Genomic DNA, 21804 nt, shown 5'->3' on the forward strand with positions numbered 1-21804 from the left:
AATAAGAGTCAGACCATTGAAAAAGAAAGCCGCTTGGGGCCGCCCGTCCCGGACGGGCGGCCCTGCTTCGTGTCGGCTATTATTCGACCACCAGCTTCTTCACCACCAGGCCAGCCGAGGTGGCTAGTTGCAGGGTGTAGATGCCATTGGCCACGCCAACCAGCGAAAGCTGATGAGCAGCCGCGCCTTGCGCGGGCAGCGCCTGCGTCCGCACGGTGCGGCCCAGGGCATCGACCAGCGAGGCCGTTACGGCCGTGCGGCCCAGGGTGGCGGGCAGCTCCACGAACGTGGCGGATTTCGCCGGGTTCGGGTACAAGGCTACCTGGCGGGCCAAAGCGGCCGTGGCCGTGGCCGTGCCCAGCACGCGCTGCGGGGTAATCAGCAGCGAGAAGCGGCCCGTGAGCGAAGCGGCATTGCCTACCGTGAAAGCATAGCCAGCCGGCTGGCTTAGGTCGAAAGCCGTGCCGGTGAGGGCATCCTGCAGGTAGACGTAAGTGCCGGCGGGCAGGCGCAGCAGCTCGGTGGCGCGTAGCGTGTTGGCACCAGCAGTAGCCTGCACGCGCAGCGGCACGGTCACGTCGGCGGTCGCGAGGGCCGGCAGGCCATTCACGGCCAGGATGGTGCTGGTACCTACGGTGCTGGCCAATGCCAGCGGCGAGCCGCCCAGCAGCTTAAAGGCGTCGAGCGCCGGGTCGAAGCCGGTAGTGGCATTGGCATCGAAGTAGACCACGGCCTCATCGGCGGCCCCGGCGGCGTTGCGCAGGTCGAGGCGCACGAGCGGAGCCGTAATCGCGCCGCGCTGGAACACCGGGTTGGTGTAGGCCGTAATGCGGGCCGTGTTGTTGAAAGTCAGGTCAGCATTGTTCGTGGCGGCCCGCACGAAGAAGCCCTGGGCTACCGGAATCTGGCGCTCGCCGCCGTTGGTGCCCGTACCGTTCACGGTGTAGGTAGAGTAGGTGCCGGCGTACTGGCCCGACGAGCGGTACACGTACACGGTCGGGTCCACGTTGTTGCGGACCACAAAATCCCAGTCGATGGGCGAGGGATAGGGGTTGCCGCGCAGGTGAAAGCCCGACTCCTGCTGGCTGCCACGGCTCAGGCTACCGGTCGTGTAGGTGCCATTGTTGAGCGTGCCAGTGAAGTCCACGGTTTGCGTGGAGGCAATGTTCACCGTGTAGCCGCGGGTTACTTCCAGGGCGTCGCCCAGCGTGTTGGGCGAAAAGAAGCCCTTGTCGAAATCCTGCGGCGAGGGGTTGCCGCTGGTGTTCACGCGACTTTCGTCGTAGCCAAATACCGTCGGGAAGGGGGTAACGGTGTTGCCCTGGGTGTTGTAGGCGGGGTTAACCACGGGCGTAAAGCCCGGCGTGGTCAGGTCGGCCACCGTGCTGCCCGTTACGGGAGCCGAGTAGTGGCGGTAGCCCAGGCCGGCGTTGCGGGTGGGGTCGATGTAGCGCTGCACGGTAACCGTGCCGCTGGCGGTGCCCGCACCGTTGTTTACTACTTCGGCCGTGCCGGCAGCGTTGGAGAGCAGGGTCAGGTTGGCATTGGTGGTCAGCGTGCCGTTGTTCAGGCTCAGCACCCGTTGCACGCTGGTCGGTGCGTTCAGGGCCACGCCCGCCGGGCCGGTAGTCAGGTTCTGGAACTGGGTGGCCGTGCCGCTGATGGTTTGCAGGGCCGCGCCCGCAAAGCGCACCTCGCCGTTGCCGGCCCCCAGCACGGTGCCGCCGTTGTTGAAGAAGTTGCCGTTCAGCGTCAGCAGGCTCATGTCGGCCGTGGTCAGGGTCGCGCCGCTGCCCAACGTCAGGTTATTCACCTGGCGCGGGTCGCTCACCACCGGGTCGTTGGGGGTGTCCGGAATCAGCACGTCGTCGGTAGCCGTGGGCACCGTCATCGGCAGCCAGTTGCCCGCTACTGCCCAGGCGGTGCTCACGGCCCCGGTCCAGGTAATAACGCCGGCGGTAATCACCGGCGGCTGCATCAGGAAAATGGCGAAGCCCGCGAGGTTGGTGCCCTGGCCAATGCGGCCAATCGGCGAAGCCGCCCCGGAAGTCAGGCTGATGCTGTACAGAAAGTCGGCCGTGGTGCCCGTAGCGGCCGCCGCCAGAAAGGCCGAGTTGGCCGGCATGGTGAGGTCCGTCAGGTCGGAATAAATATCCAAATCAACGCCCTGCGCGGTATTTACCGCGATGCCCGAAGCGCCCTGGTCCACGTAGGTGCCGCCGTTGGCGTTGGTCGAGCGTAGCAGCACGTTGCGGGCCTGGTCGTAGCCGTAGAGCGTGGTGCCGGTGTTGGCGTTGTTGTCGTTGTTGGCATAAGCCGCGCCCGCAATCATGGGGGTGCCGGCGGGATTGGTCAGCGGCGTATCGGTGAAGAGCGTGCTGCTGGCCAGGGCGTAGCGGAAGTTGGCCTGGTTGGTCGCCGATACGATGCGAATAGCGTCGGCGGCGGGGTTAAAATCGAAGCCAATGGCGTTGGCATCCGCGCCCAGGGCCAGGGCCAGCGCCCCACTCACGTTGGTCAGTGCGCCGGTCGTCAGGCTAATCGTGTAAATCTGGCCCTGCTGGGCGGCGGCATCGTAACCCAGCACGTACAGCATGCCATTGGCGGGGCGGAAGTCGGCCCCCGCTACTACCTGCGCGCCCTGCAGCCCGGTCACGTTCACCGCCGAGCGGATGTTGCCGGGGTTGCCGGTGTCGAACGAAATCAGGTTGCCGCCGGCCACGCCGTAGGCCAGCTGCCCCGTGAGGGCCGGCTGCGTGAGCGGCGCGATAAAGGCGGCCACGTCGCGCACTGCAATACCCTGGCCAATGGCCCCCACCAGCGTGGGCGTGCCACTCGTCAGATTGAGTGTGTACAGGTTGCTGAAATTCTGGCCGTTGGGGTTAGCCGTCAGGTAGGCGGTGTTGGTAAGGGCCGTTTTATCGAAATAGATATCCAAGTCCACCAGCGCATTGCTCGTGTTCAGGGCCAGGCCCGTGCTGCCCACGGTGTTGAGCGTGCCCGCGTTGGGGGGGCTTTGCGTGACGAGGTTGCTCAGCGCCTCGTCGATGTCGTAGAGCACGGTGCCGGTGGTGCCGGCGTAGCTGTTGGTGTAGGCGGCCGTGCCCACGCGCGGCGTGGCGGCGCTGTTGGCATCGGTGGCGGCGTAGGTCAGCGTGCCGTCCATAAAGGCCAGCGCCCCGTTGTTGGGGTTCAGGCGGTAGTCGTTGCGGTTGGTGCTCACCACCCGCAGGCGGTCCACGGTGGGGTTGAAGTCGAAACCAATATTATCGGTGCTGCCGCCCAGCTCCAGCCGGATGGCCGCGCCCGCGGCCGTGGCCACGGCCGTCATGCGGTCGATGAAATACACCTGCGTGTTGGCCCCGGCGGTGGTCGCATCATATCCCAGGCCGATAAGCTGGCCGTTGTTGGGGCGGAAATCGGTACCAACCAGCGTCTGGCCCGCCGTGAGGCCCGTGATGGGCGTGGCCGAATTGATGAAGGTGGGCGTGCCCGAGTAGAAGCTCAGCAGGGTGCTGGTGGCGCTCACCGCGTACAGCAGCTGCCCGCTGGCGGCCGGAGCGGTGCGGTCGATGCTGATGGCAATGTCGGTGATGCCCACGCCCGAACCCGTCTGGTTGCCAACCGGAATAGCGGCCCCGGTCGTCAGGTTCAGCTGGTACAGCGTGGCGCTAAAGTTGCCGCCGCTGGGCGTATTAACAATCAGGAAAGCCTGATTGACGTTTGGCCCGGTGGTCGTAATGTCCAGGTCGGTGCTCACGCCGGCCCCGTTGGTAGCAACCGACAGCGTGGCTACCGTATTGAGCGTGCCCGCGTTGGGCGGGTTCTGGGTCAGCAGCAGGGAGCGCTGCTCATCAATAGTATAGAGCGTGGTGCTGGTTGCCCCAATCGTGGAATTGGTATAAGCTGCGGTACCCACGAACGGGTTCTGCCCGGCGTTGGGGTCGGTGCCGGCGTAGGCCAGCGTGCCATCCATCAGAACAATGGCGCCGTTGTTGGGATTGAGGCGGTAGTCGGCATCGTTGGTGCTCACCACCCGCAGGCGGTCTACGGTGGGGTTAAAATCAAACCCGATGCGCTCGGCCGGGCCACCCAGCTCCAGGCGTAGCGCCGTGCTGCCGATGGGCGTAGCCGTGGCGGTGGGGGTGCTGGTATTCTGGCTCAGCACGTACAGCCGGGCATTGAGGCCGGCCGTGCTGGGGTCGTAGCCCAGGGCAAACAGCTCCCCGGTAGCGGGGCGAAAATCGAGGCCCATCAACACCTGCCCAGCCGTGACGCCCACAATGGCCTGCCGGGTGGGGGGGGCCGATGGAGCCGCTGCGCTCAGGGATGTTAGCTCGGTGCCCGAAAGCCCGAAAATTGCCTGCGCGTGGGTGGTAGCAGCCGCGCCCAGCAGAAGCGCTAGCAGCAGCAGCGCACTCGTCAGTAACCCGGCCGAGCGGCCCCGCCGGGGCGAAACCGCAGCAGCCCCGGAATGTAGTGGTGTTGACATAAGGAATGGAGGGTATTGGGTGAAAAAGTAAAACGCAACCAACTGTGGCCAATTCCGTGCTTTTGAATCAGTAGTCCAGCTGCTTACTGCTTTTACTACGTGTGCTTTGCATGAACTGGTTTGCTGATTCTGGATTAAAATCTGATTAAAATGGATGGCCCTTAATCCGTTGCATTCATCCACCACCCACGCCGACTGGACCGCCGCCACCCGGAGTGCTCCAGAACCGGGGCCGGCATTTGCGCCGCAAACCCGTTCGAACCCGCTGGGCAAAAGCATGCTGCGCCTCCCCGCTGCTCTGGCCACTTTAGGGGCTCGACTAAGCCAGAAAAGAACGGCCAGGCCCTGAATGGGCCGTGATTCTGGCCGTTAGCGCGGCCGGAACCGCTGGAATAACACGCAGCAGGGGCGGGACTTGCCCCCACCCATCGTTGAACATCCGGTCAATGGAGTCGTTCAACGATGGGCGGGGGCAAGTCCCGCCCCTGCGCTTATTCAAGCCGGCCCTACAACTCGGCCCCGGGCTTCACGGTGCCGGCATCCACGGCTTTCAGGAAGGTGAGCAGGCCTTTAAAGTAGGTCTGCTGGTCGTCGTACATGCTCATGTGGCTGCCTTGGGGGCAGATGAGGGAGTTGCCTTTTTGCACCTTGGTGGCAATCATGCGCATGTGGTCGGGGTCCATGGTGTCGTATTTGCCGCCGATGCTGAGCACGGGTACGCGCAGCTGGGGCAGGTCGGGCACGCGGTTCCAGGTGGTGAGCTTGCCCGAGATGCCGAACTCGCTGGGCCCTTGCATGGTCACGTACAGCGACTGATTGATTTTGCCCAGCGCGCGGGTCACGGGCTCGGGGTTGGGCACGATGCGGCACAGGTGCTCGGCGTAGAAGTTGGGTTCGAGCAGGCCCATGTAGCGCGGGTTGCTGAAGTCTTTGTTGGCCTCAATTTTCCGGATTTCGGCCAGCACTTCGGGCTTCATCTGCTTGGCCAGCACCTCGTCGGCGTACTTGCCGTAGGCGGGGCAGCTCATCATCATGTTCGAGATAATGAGGCCCTTGAGGTGCTGCTGGTACTTGAAGGCGTACTCGGCGGCCAGGATGCCGCCCCAGGAGTGGCCCAGCAGGAAGAAGTTGCTGCTGTCCAGCTGCAGCGCCTGGCGCACCTGCTCCACTTCCTCCACGTAGCGGGGCAGGCTCCACATCGAGGTGTCCCTCGGGTTGTCGGAATTGCCGCAGCCCAGCTGGTCGTAGTAGATGAATTCGATGCCTTCCTTGGGCAGGAAATTCTCGAAACACTCGAAATACTCGTGCGTCGCGCCCGGCCCGCCGTTCAGCAGCAGCACCTTGATTTTGGGGTTGTTGCCGTACTGCTTGGTCCAGACGTTGAACTTGCCCTTGGGCGTGGTGATGGGAACGACGCGCACGTTGCCGTCCTGCACGCCGGTTTCGGAGTTGGTGAAGTAGCTGGCCAACGTGCCCGCAGGCACCGTAGCAGCCGTTTCGGCGGTGGTGTTGGGCTGGCTGCAGCCGGCCAGAAGCGAAGCGCCGAGCAGCAAGGTGGCAGTAAGACGCAAGGGGAAAATGTTTTTCATGAATACTGGAATAAAAAGGGCGTTAGGTCAAGAAAACCGGCTTTAGAACCTTAGCTACTGCCCTCATGCCGAGCGCAGCCGAGGCATCTCGCTCGCCTCGTTGCAACGATTGAGCTACTGCGGCACGCGAGATGCCTCGGCTGCGCTCAGCATGACGGCCTGCTCAATTAGGTTTCAATTAACTTGATTTCGGGTATTGATGTAGCGCTCGAAAAACTCGTAGGTGCGCAGCATCTGGTCGATGCGCTGGCGGTTGTCGCCGGAGCGGGTCAGCTCGTGGGTGCCGCCGGGGTGGCGCACGTACTCCACAGGCCGGCCCAGCACCTTAAGGCTGCGGTACATCATCTCGCCCTGCACGAAGCCGGTGCGCCGGTCGTTTTCGCCGTGAAACAGGATGTAAGGCGTGGTGATTTTATCGACGTAGCTGATGGGCGACTCGCGGGTGAGCACCGCCTTCACGGCCGGCTCCCAGGGGTAGCCGCCGAAGTAGTTGGGCACGAGGCGCCAGGCGTTACCCTCGCCAAAAAAGGTGGCTAGGTCGTACACGCCGCGCTGCGAGCAAGCGGCCTTGAAGCGCTGGTCGTGGCTGATAATCCAGGCCACGAGGTAGCCCGCGTAGGAGCCCCCGGTGATGGTGAGCTTGGCGGGGTCGGCCCAGCCTTCGGCCACGGTTTTGTCGAGGGCCGTGAGCACGTCGCTACTCGGGCCGGTGCCCCAGTCGTTCACGTTGCCGCGCAGAAAGTCCTGGCCGTAGCCGCCCGAGCCGCGCGGGTTGCCATACACCACGCCGTAGCCCTGGGCGGCGTAGTACTGGAACTCGTGCCACATGCTGGCCTCGCCCGGCCCCCACATGGCCGCCGGCCCGCCGTGGATTTCGAGCACCACCGGGTACTTGCGGCCGGCCTGATAGGCGGTGGGTTTCATCACCCAATACTCCACCGGCAGGCCCTTATCGTTCACAAAGCTGTGCTTTTCGGGCCGGGTCAGCCGCCGGGTTTTCACCCAATCGTTAAAGCTGCCCACAGCCTGCGTGCGCTTCAGCCCGGCATCGCCCACCAACAGCTCGGAGGGGTTGAGAATGCCCGTTTGCGCATACACCACCTTGCCTTTGGCCACGTCGAAGCTCAGCACGCCGGTGTCGGCCGCTGAGAGCTGCTCCACTTTCCGGGTCTTGATGTTGGCCCGGTACAGGGGCGCGCCGCCGTTGCTCTGGGCCGTGAAGTACACGTACTGGTTGTCGTCGCTCCACGTCAGGTTGCCCTTGCTGCGGTCGAAGGGCAGGGTGATGATGTCCTTGGCCGTGCCGTTGAGCGGCATCACGGCCAGCACGGGCACGTTCACACCCGTGGTGGGGGCCATCTGAAACGCCAGCCACTTGCCGGAGGGCGACACGCGAGGGTTGGTGTACTCGGTGTTGTCCTGGCCCAGCAGCAGGCGCGGGTGGCGGCCGTCACGGTCGGCGAGGTAGATTTCGTTTTCCAGCGACCGGTCGGGGTTTTGCAGCGAGTCGATGTCGGCCGAGAGCAGCAGGTGCTGGCCATCGGGGGTGAAATCGGCCTGGTTGAAGCGGTAGAAGCCGTTGGTGAGAGCTACGGGCTTGGCCTCGGGGGCGAAGGCGTTTATCAGGAAAAACTGCGTAAATGTCTGCTCCGCCGACACCTCCCGCTCGTCCTGGAAGTTGAGCTTGGTGAGCACCTTGGCCTTCTTGTCGGTTTCGTCCTTGTCGAGGTAGGCCCGGATTTCGGCCAGGCTGCCATCGGCATTGGCCTTGGCGGTGGAGGCGGCCAGCTGGTCGTTTTTGTCGAAACCCGGCTTCTCAAACGGCCAGCGCGGCAGCGTTTTGGCGGCGTTCAGCAGCGAATCCTTCAGCAGGTCGCGCAGTGGAATGGGCGACGAGAACAGCACCTGCCGGCCGTCGGGCGACCATTTGGGGGCGCTGGCCCCCTGCTTGTAGTGGGTCAGCTGCCGGGCCTCACCCCCGCCCAGGGCCAGCACAAACACCTGCGGCTTTTCGTCCACGGTCCGCACGAAGGCCAGTTGCCGCCCGTCGGGGCTCCAGGCGGGTTGTGCCGCGCCGTCTTTGCCGGTGGTGAGCTGCCGCGGCTGCGCCCCCGGCTCGGTGCCGACTTGGTAGAGCTGGCTCACGTTGCGGTAGTCGCCCTTGTTCTTGTCGTCGGGCTCCACGCCCAGCACCGTGAAAGCAGCCTGACGCCCATCGCGGGTGAGCGTGATGCTGCCAATTTGCTTGATTTTCAGCAAATCAGTCACCTTAATCGGCTCCGTTCCAGACTGGGCGCTGGCAGCGTGCGCCAGCAGGCAGCCGAAGAGGCAAAGGGTAATTTTTTTCATTTTACGAAATGGAATGTTGAATACAGGCCGTCATGCTGAGCGCAGTCGAAGCATCTCTACCGCTTCGTTGCAGCCAATTGGATTACTCTTGCGGTAGAGATGCTTCGGCTGCGCTCAGCATGACGTTCATAGGTGGGCAGCGGCCGCTACTGCGCCGGGCCCGGCGCGGCAACAGCCGCCGCCCTGCTCACCTGCGCCGAAAACCGCTCCACGGCGGCGGCGGTGCGCTTTATCTGTTCCTCAGCTTCGGCCCACTTGCGCTCCTCCACCGCCTCCCGAATGCCGGGCAGGGTTTTCACGCCGTAGCCGGTGTAAAAGCCGGGGGCGTAAATCTGGTGGCGGTACCAGGGGCGGCGGGGCAGGCCCTCGGCGCTCAGCAGCTGCTGCTCGGCCTGGGAGAGGAGCTGGTCGAGCTCCTTTTGGCGGGCGGCGGGCAGGGTGGGGTTGGCTTTGCGCGATTGGGCGTAGGCCTGGGCGCTTTGTTCCAGCTTCAGCAGGGCGTTATCAAGCGGGGCGAAGTTGAGGTAGGGCACGGCCTCGCGGGCCTTGGGCGGCAGCAGGGTTTTGGTGGGGTCGGCCACGGCCTCGAAGCGCTTTTCGGCCAGCAGCTTGGCTTGCTTGTCGGTGTCGGTGCGCATGGTTTCGGCCAGCTGCTTCACCTCGGAGCCGTATTTGGCCACGGTATTCGAGAAGTTCTGGAACTCGAAGGGCAGCACGTCGGCATCGGCCAGGCGCATGGTGCAGCGGCCCATGGTTTGGGCCAGGGCCACGCCGTAGACGAAGCCCGGGTCCTTGAACCGGGTGAAGTCGTCGAACGAGTCGAAAATGGAGTGGTACTCGCCGCCGGCCGCCTCGCCGCCAAAGCCCACGTTCATCGACGGAATGCCCAGATGCTGGATGTAGGGCGAATAATCGGACCCCGCGCCCAGCGCCCCAATGCGCAAATCGGGCCGGTCGCGGGCATCCTTCTGGGCGTCGGGGCTGCCCTCCACCAAATCATACGCCCGGCGGCGCTCGATGATGGACATGCCGGCTTTTTCGGGGTCCATCACGTCGCGGCCCACCTGGTTGAAAAACTTCTCCAGGGTGTGCGAGCCCGCCACGCCCAGAAAGCCCCGGTCGCTGTTGTCAGTATTCAAATACGCCACCACGTGCTGCTGAATGGCCTTGGCGTTGGTTTCGGCCCACTCCGTCGAGCCCAGCAGGCCGGGCTCCTCGCCGTCCCAGGCGCAAAACATGATGGTGCGCTTGGGCCGCCAGCCGGCTTTCACCAACTCGCCCAGGGCGCGGGCCTCTTCCAACTCGGCCACCATGCCGCTGAGGGGGTCGTTGGCCCCGTTCACCCAGGCGTCGTGGTGGTTGCCGCGCAGTATCCACTCGTCGGGCAAGATGCTGCCTTTGAGGGTGGCGATGACGTTGTAGACGGGCTCGGTTTTCCAGTTGAAAGCCAGCTGCAAATGCACTTTGGCCGGCCCCGGCCCGAGGTGGTACGGAATGGGCAGCGCCCCACGCCAGTCGGCGGGGGCCATAGGGCCAGCCAGGGCGGCTAGCAGCGGCTGGGCGTCGCCGTACGAAATTGGCAATACCGGGATTTGCGTGATGGTGGGCGCGGTTTTATAGTCGAGGCGCTTGGCGGTTTTGGTCGAGCCGTAGCCGGGCGTGAGCGGGTCGCCGGGGTAGGTGGGCATGTCGAGCACCGAGCCGCGCTGGGCCCCGGTTTCGGGCTTGAAGGGGCCTTTGGGGTACACGTCGCCCTGGGCGTAGCCGTCGTCCTTGGGGTCGGAATAAATCAGGCAGCCGATGGCACCCTTCTCGGCGGCCACCTTGGGCTTGATGCCGCGCCACGAGCCGCCGTACTTGGCAATCACGATTTTGCCCTTCACATCGATGCCGCGGCGCTCTAGCTCCTCGTAGTCTTTGGGGATGCCGTAGTTCACGAACACCAGCTCGGCCGTCACGTCGCCGTCGCGCGAGAAGCAGTTGTAGGTGGGCAGCTGCTCGGCCGTCTGGCCCGAGGTGGCGTCTTCGGCCACCGGCTTTTCGGTGAGGCCAGCCGTGAATTTGGTAGGGGCCACCAACTCCAGTACCCGCAGCTTGGGCGTCGGAAACAGCACATACGACACGTCGATGCGGGTTTCGTAGCCCCAGCTTTTGAACAACCCGGCCATGAAGTCGGCGTTGTCCTTGTCGTAGGGCGAGCCCACGTGGTGCGGGTGGGCGGCCAGGCGCTTCATCCACTCGCGCAGGTTGTCGGCCTTTAGCTGGGCGTCGAACTTGGTTTCGAGCTGGTATTCGGTGGCGGCGTGGGCAGCCTCGAAACCCAGCAATGGCTTAATTTCGGGCGGGGCAGTTTGGGCGTGGGCCGAAGTGGCCAGCAGGCCCGCCGCCAGCAATAATGCGTATCGTTTTGCCATCATTGTTTCCTGCAGAAAGTGGGCGTGGGCATCGAAAGCAAGCCCCGATAAATTCGCCCACAAGGTAGGCCGAATCAGACACTTCCAACAGCCCCTGTTTCTGCGCTGGCCCGAAGCATAAGCGCCGCGCCGCGCCCGCATTGGGAGCAGCGCGGCGCAAACCGGGCGAATGAGCCTGAACAAATCTAGCCGCTGTAGCCACCGCCGCTCTCCGGCTCGGTGGCGCTGCCGCCGGGCTGCACGTCGAGCCCGGGTTGAGCGTGGAAATCCACGTCGCTGTAATCGGGCGCGCCGTTGCCGGCAGGCTGGGGCGCTTCGTTGAAGGTGCGGTCGATTTCCGACAGGTCGAGCGCCTCGGTTGGTGTGCCGAAGCTCACCTTGGCCGTGATGCGGTACTCCACGATGCGGTTGTCGCGCACCTTGCAGCTCTGGTCTTTCACGTAGATGCCCGAGATATTAGGGATGGACTTGCTGGTTTCCGCGATGGCGCGTTGCAGAGCATCTTCGAAGCTTTTTTCGGACGAGGCCAGGATTTCAATGACTTGCTTAATGGAGGACATGGGGTGATGAACTGATGGGTTGATGTACTGGCTTGATTTGCCACTGGCAATAAACCGGATTTCCTGTACGTACCAGGCCGTTTAGCGGCTACGCTGGGTACGATAAAATTCACGCTTCGGCGGCGACGTACTTTTGCGCACCGCTTCAGCCTTCATCAGCACATCCTCCCATCCCTAAATCAGCAAATCACCCAATGGCTTTCCGCACCGAAAAGGACACCATGGGCACCGTTCAGGTGCCTGCTACCGCCTACTGGGGCGCCCAAACCCAGCGCAGCATCGAGAACTTCCCCATTGCTCAGGACATCAACCGGATGCCCAAGGAAATCATCGCTGCCTTCGCCTACCTCAAGAAAGCGGCTGCCCTCACCAACCGCGACGCCGGCATCCTTTCGGCCGAGAAAGCCGAGCTGATTGGCCAAGTGGCCGATGAAATCCTGGTCGGCAAGCTCGCCGATTCGTTCCCGCTGGTGGTTTGGCAAACCGGCTCGGGTACGCAGTCCAATATGAATGTAAATGAGGTGATTGCCTACCGTGGCCATGTGCTGAGCGGCGGCCAGCTAACCGACGAGAAGAAGGCCCTGGCCCCCAACGACGACGTGAACAAGAGCCAGAGCTCGAACGACACGTTTCCGACGGCCATGCACATCGCGGCCTATAAAATCCTGGTCGAAACTACCATTCCCGGCATCGAGAAGCTACGCGACGCGCTGAAAGCGAAGTCGAAGGACTTCATGCACATCGTGAAAATTGGCCGCACCCACTTCATGGATGCCACGCCGCTCACGCTGGGCCAGGAGTTCTCGGGCTACGTGTCGCAGCTCGACCACGGCCTGCGCGCCATCAAAAACACGCTGGCGCACCTCAGCGAGCTGGCCCTGGGCGGCACCGCCGTGGGCACGGGCATCAACACGCCCAAAGGCTACTCCGAGAACGTGGCCAAGCACATTGCCGACCTCACCGGCTTGCCCTTCGTCACGGCCGAAAACAAGTTTGAGGCCCTGGCCGCCCACGATGCCATCGTGGAAGCCCACGGGGCGCTCAAAACCGTGGCCGTGAGCCTAATGAAAATTGCCAACGATATTCGGATGCTCAGCTCGGGCCCCCGCGCTGGCATCGGCGAAATCGACATCCCGGACAACGAGCCCGGCTCCAGCATCATGCCCGGTAAGGTGAACCCGACGCAGTGCGAAGCCATGACGATGGTTTCGGCCCAGGTGATGGGCAACGACGTTGCCATCACGGTGGGCGGCTCCATGGGCCACTTCGAGCTGAACGTGTTCAAGCCGCTGATGATTTACAACTTCCTGCACTCGGCCCGCCTCATTGGCGACGTGTGCGTGAGCTTCACCGACAAGTGCGCCGTGGGCATCACCGCCATCCTGCCCAACATCAAGAAGCACGTCGACTCGTCGCTGATGCTCGTAACGGCCCTCAACCCGCACATCGGCTACTACAAGGCCGCCGAAATTGCCCAGACGGCCCACAAAAACGGCTCGACGCTGAAAGAAACCGCCATCAAGCTCGGCTACGTGACGGCCGCCGAGTTCGATGAGTGGATGAAGCCGGAGGAAATGGTGGGCGAGATTAAGTAGCGCCTTTTGTCGTTTGGTAACCGCCTGTCATCCTGGGCATTCCGCGCCTCAAGCGGAGAAGAAGGACCTTATCACGCTTAAACGATTTGCAGCGAAAAATCGATTACTGCGTTCCGTGCTAACGTGATAAGGTCCTTCTTCTCCGCTTGAGGCGCGGAATGCTCAGGATGACAGACGACTTTAGTCTAACAATCACAAACCTGATTCACATGGACTTCTCCTCTCCCATCGTTCTCGAAAACAGCCGGGTTCGGCTGCGTCCGCTTGAACTCACCGATTTCGAGGCCCTGAAGGCCGTGGCGATGGATGCCGACCTTTGGCAATACACCCTCACGCGGGCCGACGATGCGGTGAGCCTGGCCGCCTACCTGCGCCAAGCGGTGGAGGCCCGTGAGCAGGGCCTGCGCTACCCATTCGTCATCATCGACCGCGAAACCGGCGAGCTGGCTGGCAGCACCAGCTACTACAGCGTGCTGGAGCCCGACCAGCGCCTGAGCATCGGCTACACCTGGGTGGGCACCAAATTTCAGCGTTCGGGCCTGAACCGGGCCTGCAAGCACCTGCTGCTCAGCTACGCCTTCGATACGTTGAGCTACGAACGGGTGGAGCTCGAAACCGACGCGCGCAACCACAAGTCGCGCACGGCCATGGCCCGCATGGGTGCCACCGAAGAAGGCTTGCTGCGGAGCCACCGCCCCACGCAGGGCGGCATCCGGCGCGACACGGTAATTTTCAGCGTCATCCGGAGCGACTGGTCGGGGCTGCGGCAGTCGGTATTCCAGGAATTCGAAGCCCGTGGCTGAGCCAGCCTCACGCCCTGCCAACCAGCTGCGCCCGCCCGACGGCCTGTGGCGGCGGCGCGTGGCCAGCTTCGGCCACGCCGGGCGGGGCGTGTGGAGCGCGCTGCGCTCGGAAGTGCACCTGCGGTTTCATACCTTGGCCACGGTGGCGGTGCTGGGCCTGGGGTTTTACTCCGGCCTCGGCCGCCTAGAATGGGCGCTGGTGGCGCTGGCCGTAGCTGGCGTCTGGACGGCCGAATTGCTGAACACGGCCATCGAAGCGCTGACGGATTTGGCCTCGCCCGACTTCCACCCGCTGGCCGGCAAGGCCAAAGATGTGGCGGCCGGGGCGGTGCTGCTGGCCGCCGCCGGGGCCGTGGTGGTGGGGGCACTCGTATTTGGCCCACACCTGTTTCCGGGCTGATTTCGCATCCTCACCTCAACTATTGGCCGCGCGGGGCGTACGCTTAGCCACACTTCCGCTTGCCGGGACTTTTTTTCCTCAAAACCTATGCGCCTGTTTTCCTTTGCTGCGGCTTTGCTCATCACCTCGGCCTGCGCCCACCAGCAGGTGAGCGTGACGACGCCCACCACGCCCCCAACCAGCGGCAGCGTATCGGGCACCGACACGCCCGCTCCCACCAGCGCCAATACCGTCGACCCCGTAAGCCGCTACGTGCCCGAATCCGACACCACCGCCCGCCCACCGTGGCTGAAGGCGCGCATCGCGGCCGTGCTGGCCGAGCGCAAGCGCAACCCCATTACCCGCATTCTGCGCTATCAGTACGAGGGCAAAACGGTGTACTACCAGTCGGCACCGTGCTGCGACCAGTTTTCGCAGGTATTCGATACCAAAGGCAAACTCATCTGCCAGCCCGATGGCGGTATCACCGGCAAGGGCGACGGTAAGTGCCCTGATTTCGAAAAAACCAAATCCAACGAAAAGGTGGTCTGGCAAGACCCCCGATAGAGTTAAAAGTTAAAAGTTGAGCGTTAAGAGTTGTTGTTCGGGCAAGTCGTGACGCTCAACTTTTAACTTTTAATTTTTAACTCATAACTCCCTATGATTAACACCATTGCCAAGCTCGGCGCGTTCAACGTCTGGGCCAACGAAACCCTGTTGCGCCGCCTCGATTCGTCGGTGGCCGCTGGGAAGGAAGCGCCCCAGCCGGCGCTGCGCATTTTCAGCCACCTCATCAATGCCCAGGCCATCTGGATTGCCCGCCTCACCGGCACGCAAAGCCCCCTGAAAGTGTGGCAGGAGCACGATTTGGCCGGCCTGCACCACTGGCACGAGCAAACCTCGGCCCGCTTCGCGCAGCTTTGCGAAACCACCGACGAAGCCGAGCTGACCCGCCACATTCAGTACAACAACTCGCAGGGCGACGCCTTCGACTCGCAGGTGAGCGACGTGCTCACCCACGCCGTGACGCACGCCACCTACCACCGCGGCCAGGTGGCTACCCGCATGCGCGAAGGCGGCCTGGAACCCGTGAACTCGGACTTCATTACCTACTGCCGCGAAATGAGCGGGCAGGTAGAGCCCCAGCTGTAGACCACAGGTTTTTCATTTCCACTTCAGCTACGCGCATGGTTTACCTCATCATGGGAGTTTCGGGCAGCGGCAAGAGCACGGTGGGCGAGCAGCTGGCCCCGAGCCTGGGCCTGCCGTACTACGATGGCGACGACTACCACCCGGCCGCCAACATCGAAAAGATGAGCCACGGCACGCCCCTCACCGACGACGACCGGCGCGACTGGCTGGCCACCCTGGCCACCAAGCTGGGCCAGTGGGAAGCCACCGGCGGGGCCGTCCTGGCCTGCTCGGCCCTGAAGGAAAGCTACCGCACCACGCTGCAGGCCGGCGTGCAAAGCCCCATTCACTGGGTATTTCTCGATGGCCCGCGCGAGCTGCTACTCGAGCGCATGGGCAGCCGCCAGGGCCACTACATGCACGCCAATATGCTCGCCTCGCAGCTGGCTACGCTGGAACGCCCGGCCTACGCGCTGCGCCTGTCCATCACGGCTACGCCTGAGGAGCTGGTGCAGCAGATTGTGACGGCCAAGGCGCAGGATGCGGCTTTTGGCACCAAGCCCACCGCGCAGCTGCCAGCTTAACCCAAGTCCTATCGTTTCGGGCAATAAAAAAAGGCTGCCCCTCGGGGCAGCCTTTTTTATGTTGAAGCTGCATAGGAAGTCAGAAGCCCGTCATGCTGAGCTTGTCGAAGCATCTCTACTGCGTCGTCAGGGCCATACAACGACGCGGTAGAGATGCTTCGACAAGCTCAGCATGACGGGCTGATTGTTTTGGGCGACTTCCTAAACAGCTGCGTTTTAATCGGCTACAAATTTCGCGCTAGTCCGTAGGCTAGTTGAGGCTGGTAGTACCCAGCGACGTCACCTGGTCGTTGGTCACCGTGATGCCGGTACGGACCACGTTGCGGTAGGCCGGCTGGCCCGTGGGGGCCGTGGTGCTAGGGAAATATTCGACGCGGTAGGTGCCGGCCGGCAAGCCGCCAATCTGGTAAGCGCCCGATACATCGGCCGAGGTGCTCACCGTGTCGGGGCCGAGAATGCTGCTGCGGATGGCCAGAATCTGGGGCCGGGCCGCCGCCGGGCTCACCGTGCCGCTGATGCCGCCGCGCAGGTCCTGGGCCACTACCCGAATAACGGGCTTGAGCAGGTACCGCTCCTTTTTGTCGTTGCCGGGCTTCCAGTTGCCGCGCTCCACGATGGACTTGGCCACGTCGAAATCGAGCAGCAGCTGAAAGGTTTCGCGCTGCTTCAGCGTGGCTTTTTCCAGCTTCAGCTTCACGCCCGACGTCTGGCCGCTGGGCGTTTTCAGGTCGTACTGCTGGCCGTCGCGGCCCACCACGTAGCTGTCGGGACCGAGGATAAGGCGAATTTCCTTCAGGTCGCCGGGGGCGAAATCATCGCTCACTAGCAGGGCCGAGCGGCCATTCACGTAGTCGAGCACGTTGATGGCCTGCGGGCTGAAGTTCAGCATCTTCCAGCCGTCCGGGTCTTTTTCTTCCTTCAGGTGCACCTCAATCTGGCGCACATCAAGCACCACGCGCTGGAAGTCGCCGGGGGCATCCATCAGCCGCACTTCGAGCTTGGACGTGTTGGCAGCATCGTCGGATTTCGAGCAGCTGGCCAAGCCCAGCAGGGCCAAGGCCGCCAAGGGCATCAATTGGGTGACTTTCATACGGTGGGAGCTAATCGATTATTGAATAGGTGCAACTTATTAGCTACCAACCTAGTAGCTGGGGCGCTTACTCCAAAAATGCTGCCAGAGTTGCGCGCCCGCTACGGCTTAGTCGTGTCGGCCGGGGCCTTTTCTACCGGTTTGGGTTTGGGTTTTGGCTTGCCGAACAAACTGCCAATACCTTTCGCTATCTGCTCTGTGGCCTTATTGGCAGCATCGATGCGCTGCTGCTTTTTGTCCAGTTCAGCCTGGCGGGCGGCTTCTTCGGCCGTCTGGCCAGCGCGGCGGATGCTGTCTTCCTTGCTGATGGTGCGGGGCTTCACCCCCAGCAGGTCGAGCGCCTTTTGCTTGGCCACGTTTTTCACTAGGGTCTGGCCTTGGGCCTTCATGCTGCCGCTGGTCAGCCTCACAATCGGCGCACTCACCGTCCCGCCAATGTCGAGGCCCAGCGTCACGCGGTCGGTACCCTGAATGTTCTGCACGCCCGTGAGCTTGGTGAGCTGGCTGTTAAGCGCGTTGCCCAACTTACCGGTGGGTGTGTTGATGGCCGTGACGTAGGCCAGCGCCCCAGTCAGGCTGTTCTGCCCGCCCAGCGTCATCTTGATGTCCCCAATGGTCAGGTCAAAGGGTTGCACCACGAGGTTGCCATTCACCAGGTTGGCCTGAATCTTTTTGTTGAGCACCACAAAGTTCTTCAAATCGGGCAGCGTGGTGAGGCTGGCAATCTTGCTCAGCGCGTCCGACTGCCCGATGGCCGCCCGCACCACGTCGAACAGGCCCTTGCCCGTGAGCGTAGCCAGGTTCGGGAGCATGTCCGGCCCCATCTCGCCGCTCACGTTGAACGTGGTGCCGAACACGCCCTCTACCTGGCTGGCCAGCGGCACCAGCGTCTTAATCGTGTTGAACGCCGAAAAAGCCTTCTGAAAATTCAAATCCTTGATGTTCAGCCCGAAGTTGAATTTCGGGTGCGCCAGGTTCTTGCTACTGTAGCTGCCGGTGGTACCGAAACTGGCCCCCAGCGTATTGAACGTGAGGTTTTTGAGCGTAGCCATTTGGTCGTTCACCGTCACCACCCCGGCCGCGTTGCTCAGCTTTAGGTTGTCGTAGGTCACGTTATCGACGTGGCTGTTCACCACCAAATCGAAGAATTTCGGAATCTGCAATACCCCGTTGGCCTTAGCCGGGGCCTTGCCACCGGTGGCCGTGGGCTTAGCCGATACCTCATCCACCATCCATTCGTTCACGTTGAAATTGCGTGAGTTTACCGTCAGGTTGCCCTTCAGCGCCTGGCCCGGCGTAAACAAATAGCCCAAGTAGTTGCTGACAGTGCCCGAGGCCGCGAAATCGGAGCTGCCAGCCGTGCCGTTCAGGCTTTGCAGCGCAATCTGGTTGTTGTTGAATGTGGCGGTACCGCTGCTGATGCGCACGCCTTGCGGCAAATCCTTGCTTTTGTACGTCACGTTCGTCGCCTTCACGGTGCCGCTGGCCACCACGTTCTGGTAGCGGCCGGCTTCCACGTCGGCCATGTTGCCCTTGGCGGCAATGTTGCCCGCCACGCGGCCCGTTACGGTCATGCCCTGCAACGGGAAAATCTTCGTGATTTTGGTGAGGTCCACCGTGCCGCGCACGTTGGTATCGAACACCGGCTTGTCGATGTTGTGCGCGCTCAGGCGGCCTTCCAGCGGCTCGCCTTCCAGCACCATCTTAAACTGCGGCAGGTTTATCTGGGTGTCGTTCACCTGCCCGGTGGTGTTCACGACGGTACCGCTCAGGTTGATATTTTCAATCGGAGCCGGGAATTTGGCTGATTTCACGTAGCCGTTGGCCAGCCGGATAGCCGCATTCACCACCGGCATCTGCGTTTTCGAGTACGTGCCCTTAGCCGTGCCATCCACAAAGAACTGGCCGCGCATGGCCAGGTCCTTCACCGGGTACACCTTCAGGGCTTCGGCCAGGTTCACGTTGGCCTTCAGGCGGCCGTTCACCTTCATCGGGTTCAGGCCATCGATGGCGATGCTGCCATCCACGGGGTCGGGGCCGAGGTCGAGGTGAAACTGCGGGATGTTGACTTTCACATCGTTGGTCACGCCCGTGGGGTTGCTCACCTGCATTTTCAGGTTGATGTTTTTGGCCGCGCGGGGCAGCTCGGGATATTTGAACTGGCCGTTGGTTACGGTCAGGTTCACGCCGTAGCCGGGCAGCTGCGTGGCCGTCTGCGTGCCCTTGGCGTAGCCGTCAAACGCCACCTTACCGCTGGTTTCAATGTTCTTAAACTTCTCCGTAAACACGCCCGGCACCAGGCTGAGCAGGGTTTTGAAGTCCGTTTCCAACGCCTTAAACGTCACATCGTACGTAATATCCGTGGCATTGGGCAGCCCGATAACCCCGGCGAAGCTGAACGGAAAGTCGTTGAGCTTAAATTTGTTGTCCTTGAAAGTATAGCGGCTTTTGTCGAGGTCCATCTGCATGGTTACGTCGGCGTCGAGCTGCTTGTCGGTCACGTAGGCCACGTTGTTGTAGCTCATGTCGAGGTCGGTGGCCGTGGTTTTCGAGGTCAGGTCGAACACGTTACGGGCGAAGTCGCCGCTGCCGGTATGGTTCACGCCGCGCGCCTCCATCCGAAAGGGCAGGGTCAGGTCTTCGTAGCGCAGGTGGCCGTCGGTCGCCTTCCACCCCTTGATGGCGAGGCTCACCTGGCTGGTATCCTGGCCCTTGGCGGCGGCGGCCGAGTCCGAAATCACCACGTCCCAATTGGCGCGGCCGCTTTTCAGCACGCGCAGGCTGATGTCGGGCCGCTCCAGCTCCACCGTATTAATCTTGATTTCCTGGCCCTTAATCACCGTCATCACATCGAGTCCCACGCGCAGGTTGGGCAGGTAGGCCAGCGTATCGCGGCTGAAGGAGTCGAGTCCAATCACCCGCAGGTTCTTGATATCCAGCGTCAAATCCGGGAAAGAGTGCAGAATACTCACGTCAATATCAGCCGGGTTGTACAGCACCTGGGCCCGCACGCGCTGAGCAATCTGCTTGTCAGCCAAGGCCCGCAGCTTGTCCTTGAACAGGAAAGGGGCCGCCACGGCCGCCAGCAGCAGCACCACAATTACCCCAGCCGCACCCAACAGTATTTTCCGCATAATTCAGATTTTTATCAGTTTGAAAGTAAAAGTAGGCGGCCCGGCCTAAGACGCGCCGGGCTCCCACCGCTAGTTTGGCCCGCACCCAATAGAACTGCATAAATCCTTATTGCGTTGCAAAGCCCCCTGCTCGAGCAATACATTTAGGGGCCCTCACGCCCGTACCAGCCCGTTTTTCATCGGATTATCCCCCTGCTCGACCAGAAAAAAACCAATGCTTTCTATTCAATAAATCACAAAAATTTATTGAATTTTCACAATGAGTATTTTGCGCTATATTTGAGGTAACTAGAATTTAGATTTGGCTGCCTTTAGCTTCGGCTGGCCAGCTTGTGGCTCTGGCTGCCATCCTGTTTTCTGCACTCTTATCGTCATGAAGCGCATTTTTTTCCTGTTGCTCACATTGCTTATTCTGGCCGGGCAACCCGGCCAAGCCCAGATAGCGCCCCTCAGCCTCACCGGCAACGTGCAGACCGAGGCGCAACAGGCGCTGGGTGGGGCAGCAGTTACGCTCATTCACGTGCCATCGGGCAAGCGCTACTCGGCAGCTTCCAATACCTCGGGGCACTTCGTAGTGGCCAACCTGCCGGCTGGCGGCCCTTATCTGATGCAAATCGGCGAAGGCGGCTACCGTTCTCAAACCCTGGAAAACATTTTCCTAGAGAATGGCAAAACGGCTAACTTCAGCGTGACGCTGTCCCGGTTGGGCTCAGCCGACAAAGGCCGCGCCGGCCGCACTGCGGCCACTGCCAGCGCCTCGGCCGAGCGCCTTGCCTCCGAGAGCGAGGTGGGCGGCCCGGTGCTATTTGCCGCCAACACGCCCCCCGGCGGGCAGGCCCCCATCACCAGCAGCCGGCGGTACCAGCCGGTACCCCAAATTATTTCCTCGCCCGCCACGGCTCCTACGCCCAGCGCGGCTCCCATCGCCGCAGTTTCTGCCCCGGCCCTGCCCGCTGCAGCCCGTAGCCCTTACCGCACGGGGGGCAGCCGCAGTCAGCCCCGCCGCCTCACCCCACCGGCCCAGGATTTTATTGTGCCGGGTCGTTACGATGCGAAGAGCGGCAACTACCTCTACGATACCGGCGCACCGACCACGCTAAAATTGCCGGGTGGAGCCAGCATCGCAAACGTTGGTGTCAATTCGACCGAAAGCCTGTTGCACCGCTTCCTTTCCGACCCCGCCAGGCAAGTCGATACCCTCGACCTGAGCCGTGGCTGGTACAACTTCGACCGCGTGTTTTTTGAGACCGGAAAGGCTACGCTCACCCCCGAGTCGATGAGCCAACTGCGCAACGTCGTTACGCTGCTGCGCGCCTACCCCACGGCCCGCGTCAAAATTGGCGGCTACACCGATAGCACCGGTACCTACAAGGTGAACAAAATGCTGAGCGAGGCCCGCGCCCGCACTGCCTGGGCCAGCCTGGTCGAAATGGGCATCAGCCCGGCCCGCCTCGATGCCCGGGGCTACGGCCCCCGCTACGGCATCGCCCCCAATACCACCGCAGAAGGCCGCGCCATGAACCGCCGCCTCAGTGTGAAAGTACTGGTGAAGTAGCCCCCACCTAGCAGTTCGCTTGGCGAGCCGCTGCTACCTTCGCTCCATCGTGCACTAATCGGCGCGGCAGTAGCGTTACCCGGGTTCTCATGGCTGATTTCTGGCTTTCTGTTTTGCGAGCATGCACGC

Annotated in this window: 14 protein-coding genes; 7 read left to right on the forward strand and 7 right to left on the reverse strand. The window is 62.5% G+C overall.

Annotated elements, in window-relative coordinates:
* Window positions 1-79: 79 nt before the first annotated feature.
* The 5 genes from ABIB44_RS06995 to ABIB44_RS07015 form a co-directional block, all read right to left on the reverse strand.
* Window positions 80-4492 carry a DUF4394 domain-containing protein gene (locus tag ABIB44_RS06995; protein WP_354583916.1) on the reverse strand — a complete coding sequence of 1471 codons (4413 nt, stop codon included), beginning with the start codon at window positions 4490-4492 and terminating at the stop codon, window positions 80-82.
* Window positions 4493-4998: 506 nt separating this feature from the next.
* Window positions 4999-6081 (reverse strand): proline iminopeptidase-family hydrolase, encoded by a 1083-nt coding sequence (locus tag ABIB44_RS07000; RefSeq protein WP_354583917.1) that lies wholly within the window; start codon window positions 6079-6081, stop codon window positions 4999-5001.
* Window positions 6082-6255: 174 nt separating this feature from the next.
* Window positions 6256-8430, reverse strand: coding sequence for a S9 family peptidase (locus ABIB44_RS07005; RefSeq protein WP_354583918.1), 2175 nt, complete (start codon window positions 8428-8430; stop codon window positions 6256-6258).
* 146 nt (window positions 8431-8576) lie between these two features.
* On the reverse strand, window positions 8577-10847 hold the full coding sequence (locus tag ABIB44_RS07010) for a transferrin receptor-like dimerization domain-containing protein (RefSeq protein ID WP_354583919.1): 2271 nt from the start codon (window positions 10845-10847) through the stop codon (window positions 8577-8579).
* Between the two features lie 182 nt (window positions 10848-11029).
* A complete protein-coding gene (locus tag ABIB44_RS07015; RefSeq protein ID WP_354583920.1) occupies window positions 11030-11404 on the reverse strand; it encodes a dodecin family protein in 375 nt (124 codons plus the stop codon).
* Window positions 11405-11598: 194 nt separating this feature from the next.
* On the opposite strand from ABIB44_RS07015, the gene fumC reads away from it, so the two are divergent.
* From fumC to ABIB44_RS07045, 6 genes are all read left to right on the forward strand, one after another.
* Window positions 11599-12999, forward strand: coding sequence for a class II fumarate hydratase (gene fumC, locus ABIB44_RS07020; protein WP_354583921.1), 1401 nt, complete (start codon window positions 11599-11601; stop codon window positions 12997-12999).
* A 209-nt stretch (window positions 13000-13208) separates the two neighbouring features.
* Window positions 13209-13802, forward strand: a complete 594-nt coding sequence (locus ABIB44_RS07025) for a GNAT family N-acetyltransferase (protein WP_354583922.1) — start codon at window positions 13209-13211, stop codon at window positions 13800-13802.
* The gene (locus ABIB44_RS07030; RefSeq protein ID WP_354583923.1) at window positions 13795-14202 is read left to right on the forward strand and encodes a diacylglycerol kinase family protein; all 408 of its coding nucleotides are present in this window, start codon (window positions 13795-13797) and stop codon (window positions 14200-14202) included. The genes ABIB44_RS07025 and ABIB44_RS07030 overlap by 8 nt, the downstream gene beginning before the upstream one ends.
* Window positions 14203-14289: 87 nt before the next feature.
* Window positions 14290-14748 (forward strand): DUF6970 domain-containing protein, encoded by a 459-nt coding sequence (locus ABIB44_RS07035; protein WP_354583924.1) that lies wholly within the window; start codon window positions 14290-14292, stop codon window positions 14746-14748.
* Window positions 14749-14841: 93 nt separating this feature from the next.
* Entirely contained in the window at window positions 14842-15333 is a 492-nt protein-coding gene (locus tag ABIB44_RS07040) for a DinB family protein (protein ID WP_354583925.1), read from the forward strand.
* A 35-nt stretch (window positions 15334-15368) separates the two neighbouring features.
* Window positions 15369-15896, forward strand: a complete 528-nt coding sequence (locus tag ABIB44_RS07045; protein WP_354583926.1) for a gluconokinase — start codon at window positions 15369-15371, stop codon at window positions 15894-15896.
* Window positions 15897-16146: 250 nt separating this feature from the next.
* On the opposite strand, the gene ABIB44_RS07050 is transcribed toward ABIB44_RS07045, so the two are convergent.
* Window positions 16147-16986: a DUF4382 domain-containing protein gene (locus ABIB44_RS07050; protein ID WP_354583927.1), complete on the reverse strand. Its 840-nt coding sequence runs from the start codon at window positions 16984-16986 to the stop codon at window positions 16147-16149.
* Between the two features lie 101 nt (window positions 16987-17087).
* Entirely contained in the window at window positions 17088-20120 is a 3033-nt protein-coding gene (locus tag ABIB44_RS07055) for an AsmA family protein (protein WP_354583928.1), read from the reverse strand.
* 373 nt (window positions 20121-20493) lie between these two features.
* Between ABIB44_RS07055 and ABIB44_RS07060 the strand changes: the two genes are divergently transcribed.
* The gene (locus ABIB44_RS07060; RefSeq protein WP_354583929.1) at window positions 20494-21675 is read left to right on the forward strand and encodes an OmpA family protein; all 1182 of its coding nucleotides are present in this window, start codon (window positions 20494-20496) and stop codon (window positions 21673-21675) included.
* Window positions 21676-21804: the final 129 nt, after the last annotated feature.

This window comes from Hymenobacter sp. UYCo722 (assembly GCF_040547115.1).
Classification (GTDB): Bacteria; Bacteroidota; Bacteroidia; order Cytophagales; family Hymenobacteraceae; genus Hymenobacter.